This window comes from Rossellomorea sp. SC111 (assembly GCF_024733565.1).
Classification (GTDB): Bacteria; Bacillota; Bacilli; order Bacillales; family Bacillaceae_B; genus Rossellomorea.
The window spans coordinates 83,787-100,531 of the sequence record NZ_JANIOC010000008.1 but is presented as its reverse complement, the minus strand read 5'-3'; the positions used below and the strand labels follow the sequence as shown (position 1 = coordinate 100,531).

The 16,745-nt window shown below is 42.7% G+C and carries 16 protein-coding genes; 7 read left to right on the top strand and 9 right to left on the bottom strand.

Translation table 11 applies throughout. The features are described 5' to 3' along the window. Positions 1–1,218: a NupC/NupG family nucleoside CNT transporter gene (locus NQ095_RS11995; RefSeq protein WP_258263710.1), complete on the top strand. Its 1,218-nt coding sequence runs from the start codon at positions 1–3 to the stop codon at positions 1,216–1,218. Positions 1,219–1,285: 67 nt separating this feature from the next. On the opposite strand, the gene NQ095_RS11990 is transcribed toward NQ095_RS11995, so the two are convergent. The 4 genes from NQ095_RS11990 to NQ095_RS11975 all read right to left on the bottom strand — a co-directional run bounded on the left by NQ095_RS11990 (position 1,286) and on the right by NQ095_RS11975 (position 5,475). After that, positions 1,286–2,329: a GGDEF domain-containing protein gene (locus tag NQ095_RS11990; protein ID WP_258263709.1), complete on the bottom strand. Its 1,044-nt coding sequence runs from the start codon at positions 2,327–2,329 to the stop codon at positions 1,286–1,288. A gap of 120 nt (positions 2,330–2,449) precedes the next feature. Then, complete coding sequence (locus NQ095_RS11985; protein WP_258263708.1) at positions 2,450–3,925, bottom strand: UDP-N-acetylmuramoyl-L-alanyl-D-glutamate--2,6-diaminopimelate ligase; 1,476 nt, start codon at positions 3,923–3,925, stop codon at positions 2,450–2,452. Positions 3,926–4,113: 188 nt separating this feature from the next. Next, positions 4,114–5,169 (bottom strand): M42 family metallopeptidase, encoded by a 1,056-nt coding sequence (locus NQ095_RS11980; RefSeq protein ID WP_258263707.1) that lies wholly within the window; start codon positions 5,167–5,169, stop codon positions 4,114–4,116. Between the two features lie 57 nt (positions 5,170–5,226). Further along, a complete protein-coding gene (locus NQ095_RS11975; protein ID WP_258263706.1) occupies positions 5,227–5,475 on the bottom strand; it encodes a hypothetical protein in 249 nt (82 codons plus the stop codon). A 114-nt stretch (positions 5,476–5,589) separates the two neighbouring features. On the opposite strand from NQ095_RS11975, the gene NQ095_RS11970 reads away from it, so the two are divergent. Next, entirely contained in the window at positions 5,590–6,984 is a 1,395-nt protein-coding gene (locus NQ095_RS11970; protein WP_258263824.1) for a peptide MFS transporter, read from the top strand. A gap of 37 nt (positions 6,985–7,021) precedes the next feature. Here NQ095_RS11970 and NQ095_RS11965 read toward each other — a convergent pair whose 3' ends face one another. Further along, positions 7,022–7,834 carry a YihY/virulence factor BrkB family protein gene (locus NQ095_RS11965; protein ID WP_258263705.1) on the bottom strand — a complete coding sequence of 271 codons (813 nt, stop codon included), beginning with the start codon at positions 7,832–7,834 and terminating at the stop codon, positions 7,022–7,024. 112 nt (positions 7,835–7,946) lie between these two features. Then, entirely contained in the window at positions 7,947–8,519 is a 573-nt protein-coding gene (locus tag NQ095_RS11960) for a GNAT family N-acetyltransferase (RefSeq protein ID WP_258263704.1), read from the bottom strand. Between the two features lie 204 nt (positions 8,520–8,723). Between NQ095_RS11960 and kynA the strand changes: the two genes are divergently transcribed. From kynA to NQ095_RS11945, 3 genes are all read left to right on the top strand, one after another. After that, complete coding sequence (gene kynA, locus NQ095_RS11955) at positions 8,724–9,563, top strand: tryptophan 2,3-dioxygenase (RefSeq protein ID WP_258263703.1); 840 nt, start codon at positions 8,724–8,726, stop codon at positions 9,561–9,563. A 246-nt stretch (positions 9,564–9,809) separates the two neighbouring features. Then, complete coding sequence (locus NQ095_RS11950; RefSeq protein WP_034763568.1) at positions 9,810–10,010, top strand: cold-shock protein; 201 nt, start codon at positions 9,810–9,812, stop codon at positions 10,008–10,010. Positions 10,011–10,115: 105 nt separating this feature from the next. Beyond that, on the top strand, positions 10,116–10,559 hold the full coding sequence (locus NQ095_RS11945; RefSeq protein ID WP_258263702.1) for an SACOL1771 family peroxiredoxin: 444 nt from the start codon (positions 10,116–10,118) through the stop codon (positions 10,557–10,559). 40 nt (positions 10,560–10,599) lie between these two features. Here the strand turns inward: NQ095_RS11945 and NQ095_RS11940 are convergent, their stop codons facing one another. Continuing rightward, the gene (locus NQ095_RS11940; protein ID WP_258263701.1) at positions 10,600–10,929 is read right to left on the bottom strand and encodes a DUF3243 domain-containing protein; all 330 of its coding nucleotides are present in this window, start codon (positions 10,927–10,929) and stop codon (positions 10,600–10,602) included. 183 nt (positions 10,930–11,112) lie between these two features. Here NQ095_RS11940 and NQ095_RS11935 point away from each other — a divergent pair, with 183 nt between their 5' ends. Both NQ095_RS11935 and NQ095_RS11930 read left to right on the top strand, forming a co-directional pair. Then, complete coding sequence (locus tag NQ095_RS11935; protein ID WP_258263700.1) at positions 11,113–11,850, top strand: SDR family oxidoreductase; 738 nt, start codon at positions 11,113–11,115, stop codon at positions 11,848–11,850. A 21-nt stretch (positions 11,851–11,871) separates the two neighbouring features. Beyond that, positions 11,872–13,338: an aldehyde dehydrogenase family protein gene (locus NQ095_RS11930; protein WP_258263699.1), complete on the top strand. Its 1,467-nt coding sequence runs from the start codon at positions 11,872–11,874 to the stop codon at positions 13,336–13,338. Between the two features lie 48 nt (positions 13,339–13,386). Here the strand turns inward: NQ095_RS11930 and NQ095_RS11925 are convergent, their stop codons facing one another. Further along, positions 13,387–14,424 (bottom strand): ribonucleotide-diphosphate reductase subunit beta, encoded by a 1,038-nt coding sequence (locus tag NQ095_RS11925; RefSeq protein WP_258263698.1) that lies wholly within the window; start codon positions 14,422–14,424, stop codon positions 13,387–13,389. Between the two features lie 19 nt (positions 14,425–14,443). Continuing rightward, the gene (locus NQ095_RS11920) at positions 14,444–16,681 is read right to left on the bottom strand and encodes a ribonucleoside-diphosphate reductase subunit alpha (protein WP_258263697.1); all 2,238 of its coding nucleotides are present in this window, start codon (positions 16,679–16,681) and stop codon (positions 14,444–14,446) included. Positions 16,682–16,745: the final 64 nt, after the last annotated feature.

The following is a 16,745-nucleotide window of genomic DNA, read 5'->3' as shown; positions in this document are numbered from 1 at the left end:
GTGCAATATTTATGGGGTATTTTGGGTATCATTGTCGTTATGGGAATTGCGTTTGCATTTTCTAAAAACAAAAAGCGGGTTAATTTAAGAACAGTCCTTGGTGGGCTTGCCATACAGTTATTTTTCGCTTTTATCGTGTTAAAGACGTCTTGGGGACAAGGGGCACTTAAAGGATTGACCGAAGTGGTGAACGCCATCATCAATTATTCCAACGAGGGGATCACTTTCCTATTTGGAGGACTTTACACTGAAGAATCAAATATAGCGTTCATTTTTGCATTCAATGTACTTCCAGTCGTTATTTTCTTCTCAGCTTTAATTTCAGTTCTTTATTATCTTAAAATCATGCAATTTTTCATCAAGATTTTAGGCGGCGGTTTGTCTAAACTGTTGGGAACAAGGAAAGCGGAATCATTGTCTGCCGCAGCGAATATTTTTGTCGGACAAACGGAAGCACCATTAGTCGTAAGACCTTTCTTAGCAAAAATGACTGAATCTGAACTTTTCGCCGTCATGACAGGCGGATTGGCATCCGTAGCCGGATCTGTCCTTGTTGGTTATTCTCTTTTAGGGGTTCCACTGGAATACTTACTTGCTGCAAGCTTCATGGCTGCTCCTGCAGGTCTTGTCATGGCCAAGTTATTTGTGCCTGAAACAGATGATTCTCCCGAACCTGAAGCGTTTGAAATGGAAGCGGATTCGGAATCTGCCAACGTGATCGATGCTGCAGCCAATGGTGCAAGCGTCGGACTGCAACTGGCTTTAAATATTGGTGCTATGCTACTTGCATTCATCGCTCTTGTCGCCATGATCAATGGATTACTTGGATTAGTAGGCGGATGGTTCGGATTCGACAGCCTTTCACTTCAGCTTATTCTTGGTTATGTATTTGCACCTCTCGCGTTTGCGATCGGTGTACCATGGCATGAAGCCGTTACAGCAGGAAACTTCATTGGGCAGAAACTTGTCATTAATGAATTTGTAGCGTATTCAGCTTTTGCACCGGAAATCGGAAACCTATCCGATAAAACCGTTGCGATCATTTCATTCGCCCTCTGTGGATTTGCGAATCTTTCTTCCCTGGGGATATTACTCGGCGGACTTGGGAATCTCGCACCAAACCGCAGAGGAGATATTGCCCGTTTAGGATTAAGAGCAGTCGCTGCAGGTGCCCTTGCTTCATTATTAAGTGCAGCCATTGCCGGGATGTTCATTTAATTCACAGTTTTAAGAAAGAAGCCATCCTCTGCCGGATGGCTTCTTTTTCGTTATAGGTTGATAAGTCTCAAGGTACGATCAGTGTATCATTTGCCAGACAGGTTCTCCCTTTCCCTGATATCTTGGCATGATACAGGCGCTCATCAGCAAGTGCAATCAGTCTTTCAGGTTCCAGGGTTTCCGTTGATTGAGACTGACCGAAGCTCATGGAGATGGCAATTGGCTCCAATTTGGCTAACTGTCTGTATAATTCCTGCAGGAACCGTTGGATGATACGCTCATCCATAGTAGGTAAGATAAAGACAAATTCCTCCCCACCATATCTGAACGCCTGCCCATTGTATGCTTCTGCATGGAAACGAAACACTCCGCCTGTCTTCCGAATGACGTCATCCCCTGTTAAATGGCCATATTCATCATTCACCTTTTTGAAATCATCTATATCTCCCAATAATAGGATGAAGGATTCTTTCTCTTCCAGTTTGCTTCTGAACCTTTCCTGAAACGAACGATGATTCAACAATCCTGATAAATAGTCCTTATGGGCAAGGTGATGGTAAGCTTCTTTTTGGACATATTGAGCCCGCTCTCTTAACATGATTAACGCCCCGAACAACCCTATGATCCATAGAAAGAACAAGTTGGAGGTCAAAGTGAAATAATGCTGAAATAGAAGGATATCGTCTGTCATAAATCCCATCACAGCATAGCTTACACTGAATACAGACAGGGAGACGAGTGCACCCTTCGTCCTCCAGTAGATCGTCGCGTGCATCACGAATAAAATGGATATCGGATATAGCGGACTATGTATTCCTTGTGATAGGACCATCAGCCAAATCAGCGCCAGAAAATCAAAGACGATACCCGCCTTCAGTATGAATTGAAGACTGTGCTTGTCCTCCCGAGCCTGTATCAATGCAATTTGAGTCACCAGCATATAAATGACTCCTGATACCAATAAATAAGGAAAAACCGTTTTGTTCGTTGTAATATTTTCTGAAAATGGAGGTATGTAAAAGATGAGCGTGGCGATCAGGACAAACAGCCATCTCAAAGTGGAAAACAATTTTTCTGTTTCATAATCATTTAAATATAACGAAAACTTCATATGCTTCATTCTTTCATCTTTTAATGTGTACTTTAAATTTACCAAAGATTGTGAATTCCGTCTATCCTCATCAAAAAAAAACAGACCAACATTTGGCGTATTGGTCTGTTCCTGGAGAGATTATTCTGTTATCCCGTACTTCAGATTGCTTTCTTCCGTTGCAATCTGCTTATCACTGTGGGGATATTTTGTATTTTCGATGATTTGATAATCCTCATGTCCTTTTCCTGCGAAGATGATGATATCTCCGGGTTCACTTACTCGGATGGCATGTTTAACGGCTTCAGCACGATCCCCGATGAGGGCATAATGTTCATGCTGCATGCCTTTTTCCAGATCGTTCAGGATGCTATCGTATTCCTCATACCTTGGGTCATCCGTCGTCAGGATGACATAGTCTGCAAGTGATGCTTTTTCGGCCATTGTCGGACGTTTGGTCTTATCACGGTTTCCACCTGTACCGACCAGGAAGATAATTTTATTCTCCTTGAACGGAAGGACGGATTGAATGGCATTTTCAATGGCATCAGGTGTATGGGCGTAATCAATGTACACCGAAAGCGGTGCCTTCATATCAACCTTTTCCATTCGCCCATTCACCGGTGGCAGGTCACGGATGATTTCAATGAGTCTTGTGATTTCCATCCCCCTTGCATACAGGCATGCCATGGCAGTCAGTACATTATAGACATTGAATTTCCCCAAGAGCTTCATTTCCACCTCAAAGCTCCCATCCGGTGAATTCAATGTGAACTTAGTCATATCATTGAAATATTCAATATCCACAGCCTTGAAGTCTGCATGAGCGTCAAGTCCGTAACTGATGACTTCATGTGGGGTCATGTAGCTGTATCGGTGATACCATTCATCATCAGCATTTAGGATGACATACTTTGGATGTTGAAGGTCCTGCCCCAACTGGGAGAATAAAAGACCTTTTGCATATCCGTAATGCTCCATCGTCCCATGATAATCCAAGTGATCATGACTTAAGTTTGTAAATGCTACAACATCAAAGTCGATTCCCCATAATCTGCCGAGGGCCAGTCCGTGGGAAGATACTTCAAGGGTGAAGTTTTCAATCTTCCGATCCAGGGCACTTTGCATCATCTGCTGATTCGTTAAATTATCACATGTCGTATTTTCACTGGGAAGCAATTCACCATCCAGGTTAAACCCGATCGTTCCGGATAAAGCCGAACTCTGACCGGCACGTTTAAGGATGGAATGGATCAGATTACTGACCGTCGTCTTTCCGTTTGTACCCGTCACACCGAACACAGTGAGCTTCTGAGAAGGATAACCATAATATTTATTCGATAATTGAGCCAAAGCTTTGAATGTATCTTTTACTACGACTAATGCCGCCTTACTTAGATCAATATCAAGCTGCTTTTCAGCCACGATTAGGGTCGCCCCTTTTTCTACGGCCATTGCTGCGAAATCATGCCCATCCACTGTGTAACCTCTCGTACATACAAACATCGTACCTTCTGTCACTTTTCTTGAATCGACGTGAATATCAGTTATCTCAGAAGGAAGTTCACCATATACCGTTTTTAATTTAATGCTCTCTAACAGATTATATGTAATCATTCTTTTACCTCATTTTAAGTTAATAGTGTTTATATTTTATCTTATCATCTTAACTTTGATAAGAGAAATACCTCCTAAAGTCAAAACAAATTTTTCTCACACAAATGTCACCATACCCCTATTAATTTTAGATGAAACAAAAAAAAGTCCTCCATCACCTATAAAAAAGGTAATGGAAGACGTCTTGATCATTCAATGACCATCTTGGATTGAACATAATGCCATAGTAAATTTTCTGTGTGAAGAATGGAGGATTCGTGGGTGCGTTCGTAAGCATGAGATGCATCGATCCCTGCCCCAATCAATCCATGGACAATATCAAACCCTGCCCGTATGGCAGCGGAAGCATCCGATCCATAGTAAGGATAAATATCCACTTTATATTCGATCCCATTCTCTTCAGCCAATGAGACTAAATGCTTGCGAAGTCCATAATGATAAGGTCCACTTGAATCTTTCGCACAAATTGATACGGTAAACTCATCCGTGGATTGCCCATCACCGATCGCTCCCATATCGACGGCCAAATATTCAATCGTTTCGTCAGGAATATTCGAATTCCCACCATAACCGATTTCTTCATTATTCGAAATCAGAAAATGGGTCGTATAAGGAAGCGTGATTCCTTCAGATTGAATGTGGCGAATTAACTGCATGAGCATCCCTACACTCGCTTTATCATCAAGATGACGGGATTTTATGAACCCGCTTTCTGTAATTTCAGCACGGGGATCAAATGATACGAAATCCCCTACTTCTATTCCCAGCTCTCTTACATCAGTAGCATTCCGTACTTTTTCGTCGATCCGAACTTCTATATTCGTTTCGTCCCGTTTCGCTTCACCTGCATTTTTGTATACATGGACAGACGTTTGATGCATGAGGATGGTTCCACTGTAGGTTTTGCCTGTAGATGTTTCAATCCTGCAGTACTCCCCTTCCACAGCATTCCATCTGAATCCACCGATCATGGATAACCGTAAGCGTCCATCGCTCTTAATTTCCTTAACCATGGCACCTAATGCATCGACATGTGCCGTAAGCATGCGGTGCCTCATTGTATCTTCACCAGGCAGGGTGATGATGAGTGCACCCTTTCGATTCCTTTTCATCTCTACCTGTAAGTCTGAGAAATATTCCTCCACAAAATTCATGATCGTATTCGTGTTTCCTGAAGGACTTGGTATTTCTACAAGTTCCTTTATCAATTGAATGGTCTTCTTCGTATCTGGATATGTATTCATTTGACTCCCTCCCTTCCCATATTATACCGTCATTTGCAACACTACTACAAATTCTGTTTACCGAATATTCCATCGAATGCCCCTGGATTTCTTCATGCCTTCCCTTTCGAACTTCTTTCGTTTCTTCTTAATGAAGGGGTGAAGAAATCCACAATGATCACAACTGTACATGACCATATCCCCTTCGACTCGCTGTCCAGTGCCGTTCCATTTTGCTACTTCATAACCTTCATTCATATATAATTCGTTTTCCGAGAGTGATGCATGACCGCAATATATACACCCATTAAACAATTTCCTCACCATCCCTTTTTGTACATGCCTATGAAAAGAACGGGAATACTATGAGAGGATTCGGAAAAAATTTACTCCCCTCCGTTTTCGGCCAGACCTACTTATTTTTATAAAAATAGGAGTGATATAGTGAACTCATCAACATTAGACCGTTTACCTCAAGGTAAAAAGCATCCCAAAGGTCTATACCTGTTATTCTTTACAGAATTATGGGAACGGTATAGTTACTATGGAATGAGGGCCCTGCTCGTTCTTTACTTAACGACTGCCTTTGTAAGCGGAGGCTTGGGAGTCGATCCTGCAAAAGCATTGTCCATTTATGGCATTTATACCGGCAGTGTTTACTTCACCCCTATATTAGGGGGATGGCTGACGGATCGATATATCGGGCTGAGAAAGGCGATCACCATTGGGGGAATCACCATGGCATGTGGAGATTTCACCATTTTCCTGACCCACTCCCAAATCGGCTTATATGCAGGACTTGCCCTGCTCGTACTTGGAAACGGTTTTTTCAAACCGAATATTTCCACACTCGTAGGAGAGCTATACCCGAGGAACGATAAACGAAAAGATGCAGCTTTTACCATATTCTATATGGGCATCAACCTGGGAGCATTATTCGCTCCTCTTATTGCAGGTTTTCTTGCAGAAGACCTATTCCTCACCACCATGGCGGACGGAACGATGCATTATGGATTCAAATGGGCATTCCTTGCATCCTCCATCGGAATGATCACCGGGCAGATCATCTTTAGTACTTTAAACAATAAATATCTAGGGGAAGTAGGATTAAAGCCAAATAGACTATTAGCAGAAGAAGCTAATGAAGACAGGGATGTCCCTTTGACGAAGAAGGAAAAACAGCGTACGACAGCCATTCTCATCCTAGCATGCTTCGTCGTTTTTTTCTGGGCTGGATTTGAACAGGCGGGGAGTTCATTCACTCTCTATACGAAAAACTTCATCGACCGGGATGTATACGGTTATACCATTCCCGTTGCATGGTTCCAATCCGTCAATCCATTATTCATCGTCATCCTTGCACCGATCCTCTCAAGCGTCTGGTTAAGACTTTCTCGATCGAAAACGGGTGATTTAAATATGACGACGAAAATGGGAATCGGGATGATCCTCCTCGGCCTGGGCTTCATGGTGCTTATACCTGCAGTAATGCAAACCGGGTCAGATGAACAAAATATTACAGTCAAAGCCAATTTATTGTTCATCGTCTTTACGTATTTGCTTCACACACTGGGAGAATTATTTCTGTCCCCCGTCGGTTTGTCTCTTGTCAGTAAAGTAGCACCCGTGAAGATCGCCTCCCTCCTGATGGGCGTTTGGATGGCTGCCATAGGAGTGGCAAGCTTACTTGCAGGTCAACTCGCTTCCCTTACCGCCACTCTCGGATATTTAGAAATATTTACAGTGATAGGTGCGGCCGCCATCATATTGGGAATCGTGCTATTGACCATTTCGAAGAAGCTGGTAGTCATGATGCGGGAAGAGAATCACCTTTAATAAATAGAAATCGCTTGGCACTGATGCCAAGCGATTTCTATTTCAATGATTTCTCCGCTACACTTCCGTTCAACAAGCCCCCGATCAAAAGAATTGTTGAAGATATATAAAACCATACCACCAGCGTGATGACGCTCCCCAGCTGACCGTAAAATTGGGAGTAATCATTCAATTTCACGTAAGTCCCGTAAAGCCACGACACCCCCTGCCACCCGAATGTCGCAACAAGGGCACCAGGAATGACATGGAGAAGAGATATCCTTTTACTTGGAACGACCATATAGAGAAAGACAAAGAGAATGAACATAAAGACAGAGCTCAATCCCCATTTGCCGATCACCCAGGCCTGACTCCACTCGCCGTTAATTTTGCCTTCTGTAAATCGAGCATGACGGATATATTCCTCGACAACAGGTACAATGAGGGAAAACGAAATAAGGACCATGAAACCGACCGTCAATAAGAAATCATACAACAATGCGATTAAAAAGGGTTTCTTCCTTTCAATCCTATATGCCTGATTCAACGAACGTACCATCGATTGGATCGCCATGGAAGAAAGCCAGAAGGTAAAGAAAATGGAAACCGATAAGACGTCCCCTCTTTGGTCATATAGAATGCGTTCGATATTATCCTGGATGATGGCGTATGATTTATCAGGTGCAAAAGGTTTGATCAACAGCAGCACATTGGTCTCAGATATGGGCAGATAACTGATCAATGAAAACACGAAAATCAAAAATGGAAAAATAGATAGCAATAAGTAATAGGCCAACTGTGCTGAATGATCGAAAAAGCGTTCCTTGAAAAATCGAAGGATCACCGTCTTTATATGATGTAAGGTATCCATGGTTTTAGACTCCTAAGCAGGAAATGATACTCTTATTTTCCCCTTTAAGATACGATTCAATCCTATCTGAACCGCTTATCTTCCTTACAGAGGGATACGGAAAGACAAAAGCTTACTTACGTTCATGGCTCTCCCCCCCTCCTTCTGTTTTCCACTCATCTTCTAACATTCCATAAAGAAGCGAATCTCGCCAACCATCTTTCAGCTTCATATGATGACGGATTCTACCCTCAAGTGTCATCCCGATCTTGACTAACACTCGTTGGGAAGAAACGTTCCGTGGATCACAGGTTGCTGAAATCCTGTGTAGATTTAAATTACCGAACCCTCTTTCGACCAGTGCGCACCCTACAAGCGTCCCTATTCCTTTTCCCCAATAGTCAGGATGCAGTATATAACCGATCTCCCCCGAACGATGAGTAAAGCTTTTGATGATGATTTCACCAGCACCGATCACTTTATCAACTCTTTCGTCTACCAGCGCATGCACATACCTGGTTTGCGGAATAACTTTTATTGCTTGCAGGGCCTCTTCGACATAGGCTATTGTGTCATGTTCTTTATTTGGTCCCCAATTCTGAAATCTGGAAACAACTTCTAAAGATGCATACTCATGCACATCCTTCCAATCTCCTTTCTTTAAATTCCTCCAATACAAATGGGAAGACAGATAAATCCTCTCCATAACCTACACCTCGAATCGACTTTGAATTGTGTTAATATTACCATAATTTCCTGGCTGCAGAATCCTTTTTCAACTTTTGGTACTCTGTTAGAAAAACCTTCGGCAATTGAAGGAAGGAATTCCCCGTTTCTGTCCAGAAATATATATCTAGGAGAATGAATTGGTTGCATCTCTGAATTCACACAGAAGAAAGGGAGAAACTTTATGGTTAACAAGAACGATTCCATGGGGAATGAAGAAGTTTACACGGACTTTATTAACAGGATGACGTATGGTGAGTATCTGGGGCTTGATTCGTTACTGGACAGTCAAAAGCGTTTATCCGGTCACCACGATGAAATGCTGTTCATTATCATCCATCAAGTCAGTGAGCTATGGATGAAATTGATCCTGCATGAAACCCGGGCAAGCATCATATCCATTCAAAAAGGCGACCTGTCCCCTGCATTCAAAATGCTTGCCAGGGTTTCGAAGATACAATCACAGATCATCCATGCATGGGACGTGTTATCCACGCTCACCCCATCAGAGTATGTCCAATTCAGGGACAGCCTAGGTCAAGCCTCAGGGTTTCAATCGTACCAATACAGAATGATCGAATTTTCCCTGGGGTATAAAACCAGGCATGTTCTTGAAATTTATAAAAAAGATCCTGAGTTATTGGCCCAGCTTACCGATGCCTATGAAGCCCCTTCCCTTTATGATGTTTCCATCCTTGCTTTGGCGGATGCAGGGTTGCCTATTCATGAAGATGTAAAGAATCGTGATTATACAAAGCCCTACAGTGAAAACCAGTCGGTACTCGATGCCTGGACGACCGTCTATAAGAATCCTGATCAATATTGGGACCTTTATGAGTTGGCTGAAAAATTAATCGATATTGAGGATTGGCTCCAGCAATGGCGGTTCCGCCATATGAAAACAGTCGAAAGAATCATCGGTCACAAAATGGGTACCGGTGGTTCCAGCGGTGTCGGGTATTTAAAAAAAGTGCTTGACCACCGCTTTTTCCCTGAGCTTTGGGACGTACGCACAACCCTTTGACTCAGCTTTTGCACATACCCTTTAAAACGTTATTAGAATAAACGTACTATTCACACATTCGTTCTGCCTATTTTCATTTCAGGCGTTCCACGGGGTTGCCATATATAAAATTACCTGATAATATGTAATAGAATTATTTTTGTTCGGAATGGAAGGATGGACAAAGTTTTTAAAGCTTTTCGCCTTGAAGTTACATGAGCAAGAATAGTAATACATTGTGTGGAGAACACACGAGGAGGTAACATTATGTTAGAAGGTACAGTTAAATGGTTTAACGCAGAAAAAGGTTTCGGATTCATCGAGCGTGAAGGTGGAGACGACGTGTTCGTACACTTCTCAGCTATTCAAGGCGAAGGATTCAAAACTTTAGAAGAAGGTCAAAAAGTTTCTTTTGAAATCGTTCAAGGAAACCGTGGCGACCAAGCAGCTAACGTTACTAAAGCATAACTTATGCTTACCGAAAGACTCTACTCTGTAGAGTCTTTTTTCTTTGCCATCCATTCACAAAGTGTATACAATATTCTTAACATGTTTTCCAGGAGGATTCTATATATGGCAAAACACTCGTTTCATATTTCCACTGAATGGCCGGGTCTAAGGAATGACACAGGTACTTTAAGCTCGGAAAATTTCCATACGGAAATTTCGATCCCACCTGAAATGGACGGTCCCGGAATCGGGACAAACCCTGATGAAATGCTCCTAGGAGCTGCAGCTACATGTTATATCATCACTCTTGCTGCTATGCTGGAAAGAAGTCATATAGAGAAAAAAGACTTAACGATGACATCTGAAGGAATTGTAGAAGTTGATAAAGGAGTCATCACGTACAAAGAAATCATTCATCGGCCAATCCTGTCTCTGGGATCTGCTGCTAGTGAGAAAGACATCGCACTTTCAAAGAAATTAATGCTGAAGGCTGAACAGTCATGCATGATCACTCGTGCGATCAAAGGGAATGTAACGGTGAAGGTAGATCCAGAAATACATATGTAGCAAAAAAAGGGCTTCCGACTGGATGCCCTTCTTTGTTTCCTCACGATTCTGCATGAACAAGCTTCACGAGCATGTGAGAAAGCATATGCTGTTCTTCTTTATTTCCCGCTTTCCATAATTCATTTAATAACTTCTCTTCCCTGTTTTTCGGTTCTTCATGAGCTGCAAGATAGTCCCCGACCTTCTGTGCTGCCTTTGCCTGCTGCTCTTCATTCATCCCCAGCTTATCCGCTAGGGAAACCTTGTTACCTAAGTATTCTTTGAAATCATCAAAGTTTGAAAGAATGTCCTCTTTTTTGTCCTCTGACATACGATCCATTGTACTGCCTACCTTCGACTCCATCTTTTCTTCTGTAGAATGTTCTGCCATGCAGCCAACCTCTCCTCTCAGTAATCTATTATGTATATTCCCAGCAAAAGCATGACTAAACATTTATTTTCTTTTATTTGGAAAAACACACTCGTCTCTCTCTGTAGTGTTTATTTCCTGAATTTAACGTGTAAACAAAAGAGAGGTAAATAAGCTAAATGAATTTTAAGGAGGACAATGAATATGGGTTCAAAGAAAGTAGCGATTATTACGGGAGCGAGCAGCGGGATCGGCCAGGCAACGGCAAAGGAATTAGCCTCAAAGAATATGACGGTCATGCTTGCCGCAAGACGGGAAGAACGTTTAAAGGAATTGAAAAATGAAATAGAGCAAATGGGCGGAACGGCATATTACCACGTGACAGACGTAACGAATGTCGAAGAGATGGAACAACTTGCGAAGAAAACGGTAGAAGAAGCAGACCGGATTGATGTATTGGTCAATAATGCCGGTCTCATGCCCCTTTCACTTATTAATAAACGAAAAATCAAAGAATGGGATCAGATGGTTGATGTCAATATTAAAGGGGTCCTCTATGGGATATCCGCTGTTCTTCCTTATATGGAAGATCAGAAGTCAGGACATATCATTAACATTTCATCCGTAGCCGGACATAAAGTGATGCCGGGCAGTTCAGTCTACAGTGGAACCAAATATGCCGTCAGGGCGATTACAGAAGGCTTGAGAATGGAAATGAATGCATCTCATAACATCCGGACCACCATCATCTGTCCTGGTGCAGTTGCAACAGAACTGACTGATACCATTACAGACGAAGATATCTTAGCCGGTTTCAAGGATCGGGATATGAAGCCACTGGACAGTGAGAATATTGCTAAAGCGATTTCTTATGCCGTTCTGCAGCCTGATCATGTAGATGTCAATGAAATCATTGTAAGACCAACCCAGCAGGATATGTAAACAACAAGGAGGAAATAGTTTATGAATACACAATTTGACAAACTTTTCATTAATGGTGAATGGCTGGATGGAAGCAGTGAAAATACAATACCGAATCAGAACCCTTTTGACCATGCTGAAATCGGATCCATTAAAGCTGCCAACAAAGAAGATCTCGATAAAGCGTATCACTCAGCACAAGAAGCACAAAAATCCTGGGCAAATGAGCTTCCACAAACAAAGAGAGCCATTATGGAAAAGGCCGTCTCTGTTGTGGAAGAAAATAAGGATTTAATTATAGACTGGCTCATCAAGGAGTCCGGAAGTACGTACATGAAAGCTGCAGGAGAAGTGACTGTCTCCATCAACAGCATGAAGGAAGCGGCTACGTATCCGTATAGAATGGAAGGGAAGATCCTGCCTTCCCAAGTTCCCGGTAAGGAAAACAGGGTGTACAGAGCACCACTTGGAGTGGTTGGCATCATCAGCCCATGGAATTTCCCCTTCCATTTAGCTGTCCGCTCCATCGCGACTGCTTTAGCTACTGGAAACGGGGTTGTGGTTAAGCCTGCAACACATACTCCTGTGACTGGCGGGTTATTATTTGCAAGTATATTTGAAGAAGCCGGACTTCCGAAAGGACTTCTTAATGTAGTAGTCGGAAAAGGTTCGGAAATCGGGGATGACATCGTGACTCACCCCATCCCCCGCCTGATTTCCTTTACGGGATCTACGGAAGTGGGACGTCGGATAGGGGAGCTGGCAGGGAAAAACCTTAAGAAAACGGCTTTGGAGCTCGGTGGCAATAATGTCTTTATCGTACTTGATGATGCAGACCTCGATCAGGCTGTTGAATCAGCCCTTTTCGGGAAATTCTATCACCAGGGTCAAATTTGCATGAGCATCAACCGGATCATGGTTCAACAAGGGATGTATGATACGTTTGTGGATGCCTTCGTTTCCCGGGTGAAAGAATTACATGTTGGAGATCCCTCCGACAAAAAGACACATATCGGTCCCTTGATCGATCAAAATCAAGTAGACCGGATATTGAAAGATATTGAAAGCAGCAAGGAACTGGGCGCTGAAGTGGTTCTTGGAGGAAATGCAGAAAGAAACTTATTATATCCGACCGTACTGACACACGTGACAAACTCAATGCCGATTGCAAAGAATGAAATTTTCGGACCGGTGGCAGCCATCATTCCATTCGATGACGAAGAGGAAGCTGTACGGTTAGCCAACGAACACCCCTACGGCTTAAGCGGGGCAGTCCATTCTTCATCCATTGAGAGAGCGACGAATGTGGCCCATCAAGTGGAAACCGGGATGATTCATATCAATGATGAACCTGTAAATGACGAGCCCCATATGCCATTTGGCGGAGAAAAAGATTCAGGATTGGGACGCTTTAACGGAGAATGGGCCCTCGAAGAATTCACGACTGTGAAATGGGTGGCTGTTCAACATAAAAGAAGGGATTACGGTCCTTTTATTGATAAAAGATAATAAAAACAAAAAGCGAGTCATGCCGACTCGCTTTTTGTTATGGCTTCTTCACAGCTCATCAAATCCATTTGCATCAGATGTTTTAGTGTATTGTCTTGATTTTTGTTCAAAGAAATCGGTCTTTCCCTGATCGACTTCCTGATAGGCGATGATCCATTTAAGCGGATTCGTTTTACAGCCCTCGAATGGTTCTTCAAAACCTAATTGCTTCGCTCTTTTATTGGCCATGAATTTTATATAGTCCTCCAAATCATGCATTAAAAGCCCTTCGACATGTGAGCCAATGATCTCCCTCCCCCACTCTATTTCGAGGTGCGCTGCCTGTTTAAATGTTTCCATCCCGAAAGTACGGAGCTCTTCCGTCAAATAAGCGGGGTTTTCATTCAAAACTTCTTTAAATATCTTCTCAAACAAACCCACATGGAGCTGTTCGTCACGATTGATATAATTGATCATGGTGCTGGTTGCAACCATCTTTTGGTTCCTGGCTAAATGATAGAAAAAAGCAAAACCTGAATAAAAGAATAATCCTTCCAGGATGACATCATAGATGATTGACTTTAACAGATTTTCAATATTTGGCGATTCAACAAAACCTTTGTATCCATTGGTAATGAATTCATTTCTCTTTATCAAGATCGGTTCGGTTTTCCAGAATTCAAACACTTCATCCTGCTCGCTTTTAGTCACGATGCTTGACAACACATAGCTGTAGGAATGGTTATGCACCACCTCCTGCTGCGCAAGTATAATCATCAAGGCATTCAGGCTGGAATCTGTCAGATAATCTGCCACTTTTCCCGCATAATCGGTTTGAACGCTATCTAGTAAGGCAAGCAACCCAATGATTTTCAAAAAGGAGTCCCGCTCTCTTTGTGATAGTGTCGGAAACTGCTTGATATCCTTGGCCATGTTGATTTCAAAAGGAGTCCAAAAATTGCCCAACATCCTCTTATATTTGGGATATGCCCAGGAAAATCGAACGTCATCCCAGTTTAATATATTGGAGCTTTCTCCATTTATGATGCCTGTCGACTTATTTGGGGCCTGTGAATCGATCAGGACCCGGTGTTTCAATTCTTCCATCTTACCTCTTCCTCCCCTGCTAGCTATGACAGCTTTCACATTCTTCAAAATTGGATACGGACGTTGACCTTACATAATAAGTGGTTTTCAACCCGGACTTCCATGCATCAAAGTGAAGTTCCAATAATTCTTTAGCCTTGATGTCATTACGTACATACAGATTAAATGAAATTCCTTGATCGATATGCCTCTGTCTCTTTTTGTTCTGTTCCACGCTCCAATGTTGATCCACATGATAGGCGGTTTTGTAATACCAGGTCGTTTCCGGGGACAGGTCGGGAGCGGTCACAGGAATCTTATAATCCTTCTTTTCTTCAGAATACTGGAGCCTGAATATCGGATCGATGCTGGCTGAGGACCCCGCTATGATCGAGGTTGAGGAATTCGGCGCAACCGCCATTAAGTATCCGTTTCGCAACCCTTCCTCAGAAATATCATCCTTTAATTGCTCCCATCTCTCACCTGAATATCCCCTCTTGGTAAAATACTCTCCCGTGGACCAGTCCGAACCATCGAAATAAGGATAACTCCCTTTTTCCTTTGCCAGTTCATGGCTTGCTTTTATCGTGTAATAAGCGATCTCTTCATAAAGGGAATCACAAAAATCGACTGCCTGACTGCTTTCCCACTTCAATCCTTTCAAGGCAAGGAGATGATGCCACCCGAATGTACCTAATCCTATCCCCCTGTACCGTTGATTGGTTATTTGTGCCTGAAGGACGGGAAGATTATTTAAATCAATCACATTATCAAGCAATCTTACCCCTATGGCTACGACTCTCTTCAGTTCATCATCCATAATCGTCTTGGCTAAGGAGATGGAGGCGAGGTTACAAACGACATAATCTCCAGGAGACTTATACGTGACGATCTTTCCATCACGGATCACCTCTTCTTCCATAACAGTCGCACTCATATTCTGAGCGATTTCGGTACATAAGTTACTACAGTAGATCATTCCTTTATGGGAGTTTGCATTCAAGCGATTTACGCTATCACGGTAAAACATATAAGGTGTCCCCGTTTCAAGCTGGGAGATCATGATCCGTTTAAAAATGTCGATGGCCGGCACCACTTCCCTTGAGAGGATCGGATGAGCTACACACTCCCAGTATTTTTGCCGAAATGTTCCAGCGCCTTTTGTTTCATCATAGAAATCTTCCAGTGAATAGCCCATGATTGTTTTCACTTCATGTGGATCGAATAAATACCAATCTTTCCGCTCCTCCACCTGTTCCATAAATAAGTCCGGTATTGAGACACCTGTGAAAAGGTCATGGGTCCGTTGTCTTTCGTCCCCATTATTCAATCGTGTATCGAGAAATGGAAAGATATCTTTGTGCCACACATCTAAATATACGGCAATCGCACCCTGCCGCTGCCCTAATTGATCGACGGAAACCGCCGTATTATTCAGTTGCTTCATCCACGGAATGACTCCTGAACTCACCCCTTTAAAACCTTTGATGTCACTTCCCCTGCTCCGGACCTTTCCTAAATATATCCCTAATCCCCCGCCATTTTTACTCAGTGTAGAAACATCCGTATTACTGTCATAAATGCTTCTTAAGTCATCTTCCACTGTATCAATGAAACAGCTGGATAACTGGCCATGGCTTTTTCCTGCGTTTGCAAACGTAGGGGTTGCCACGGTCATATACAAATTGGAGAGGGCCCAATACGCTTCTTCAATCAATGAGATTCTTTTTTCTTTCTCCTCATTCATGCATAAGGTCATACTTATGATCATAAATCGCTCTTGGGGAAGCTCCAGCACTTTTCCATTATGGGACTTTGTCAAATACCTCTCTGCCAATGTCACGATCCCTATGTAAGTAAAGAGATGATCCCTGGTAGAATCCAACAACGATCCCAAGTGATCCACTTCGTCCTTGCTATATGAATCTAGTAGTGCCGGGGAATATAACTGAGCTGCAGTTAAATCTTTAATCACCTGATAAAATGAACCGGGTAGATCATCTTCTGATTTTCCCCTCGATAAGGAAATTCCGTGATATAAATCCTTGATGTACAAGGATGCAGCCACATATGTCCAATCCGGTTCGAGTGCGGTGATCCGTTCGATCGCTGTCAGGATCATGAAACGATGGAGCTGTTCTGTGGTCCGTTCCTCCTGCTGATTGGCATACATGGTAATTTTCTTTTCAAATTCTGTGAAATCCAGATTGGGAAACTGTGTGCTAAGGTTGTAAATAAGGCCTTCCACTTCTTTTTGCTTTACCATTGTGAATGTCATGATTCATTCCTCCCGTTTCTTAAAGTGGGAAGGAGTCAAAAAAAGCCCATCCTTCAAGAAGGAC

Bases quoted from the DNA above. Each gene is read 5' to 3' on its own strand.
- kynA (WP_258263703.1), top strand. From the start codon at position 8,724: ATGGTTAACAAGAACGATTCCATGGGGAATGAAGAAGTTTACACGGAC.
- NQ095_RS11990 (WP_258263709.1), bottom strand. From the start codon at position 2,329: ATGAAGTTTTCGTTATATTTAAATGATTATGAAACAGAAAAATTGTTT.
- NQ095_RS11940 (WP_258263701.1), bottom strand. From the start codon at position 10,929: ATGGCAGAACATTCTACAGAAGAAAAGATGGAGTCGAAGGTAGGCAGT.
- NQ095_RS11925 (WP_258263698.1), bottom strand. From the start codon at position 14,424: ATGGAAGAATTGAAACACCGGGTCCTGATCGATTCACAGGCCCCAAAT.
- NQ095_RS11960 (WP_258263704.1), bottom strand. From the start codon at position 8,519: ATGGAGAGGATTTATCTGTCTTCCCATTTGTATTGGAGGAATTTAAAG.
- NQ095_RS11935 (WP_258263700.1), top strand. From the start codon at position 11,113: ATGGGTTCAAAGAAAGTAGCGATTATTACGGGAGCGAGCAGCGGGATC.
- NQ095_RS11930 (WP_258263699.1), top strand. From the start codon at position 11,872: ATGAATACACAATTTGACAAACTTTTCATTAATGGTGAATGGCTGGAT.
- NQ095_RS11980 (WP_258263707.1), bottom strand. From the start codon at position 5,169: ATGAATACATATCCAGATACGAAGAAGACCATTCAATTGATAAAGGAA.
- NQ095_RS11985 (WP_258263708.1), bottom strand. From the start codon at position 3,925: ATGATTACATATAATCTGTTAGAGAGCATTAAATTAAAAACGGTATAT.
- NQ095_RS11975 (WP_258263706.1), bottom strand. From the start codon at position 5,475: ATGGTGAGGAAATTGTTTAATGGGTGTATATATTGCGGTCATGCATCA.
- NQ095_RS11945 (WP_258263702.1), top strand. From the start codon at position 10,116: ATGGCAAAACACTCGTTTCATATTTCCACTGAATGGCCGGGTCTAAGG.
- NQ095_RS11950 (WP_034763568.1), top strand. From the start codon at position 9,810: ATGTTAGAAGGTACAGTTAAATGGTTTAACGCAGAAAAAGGTTTCGGA.
- NQ095_RS11920 (WP_258263697.1), bottom strand. From the start codon at position 16,681: ATGACATTCACAATGGTAAAGCAAAAAGAAGTGGAAGGCCTTATTTAC.
- NQ095_RS11965 (WP_258263705.1), bottom strand. From the start codon at position 7,834: ATGGATACCTTACATCATATAAAGACGGTGATCCTTCGATTTTTCAAG.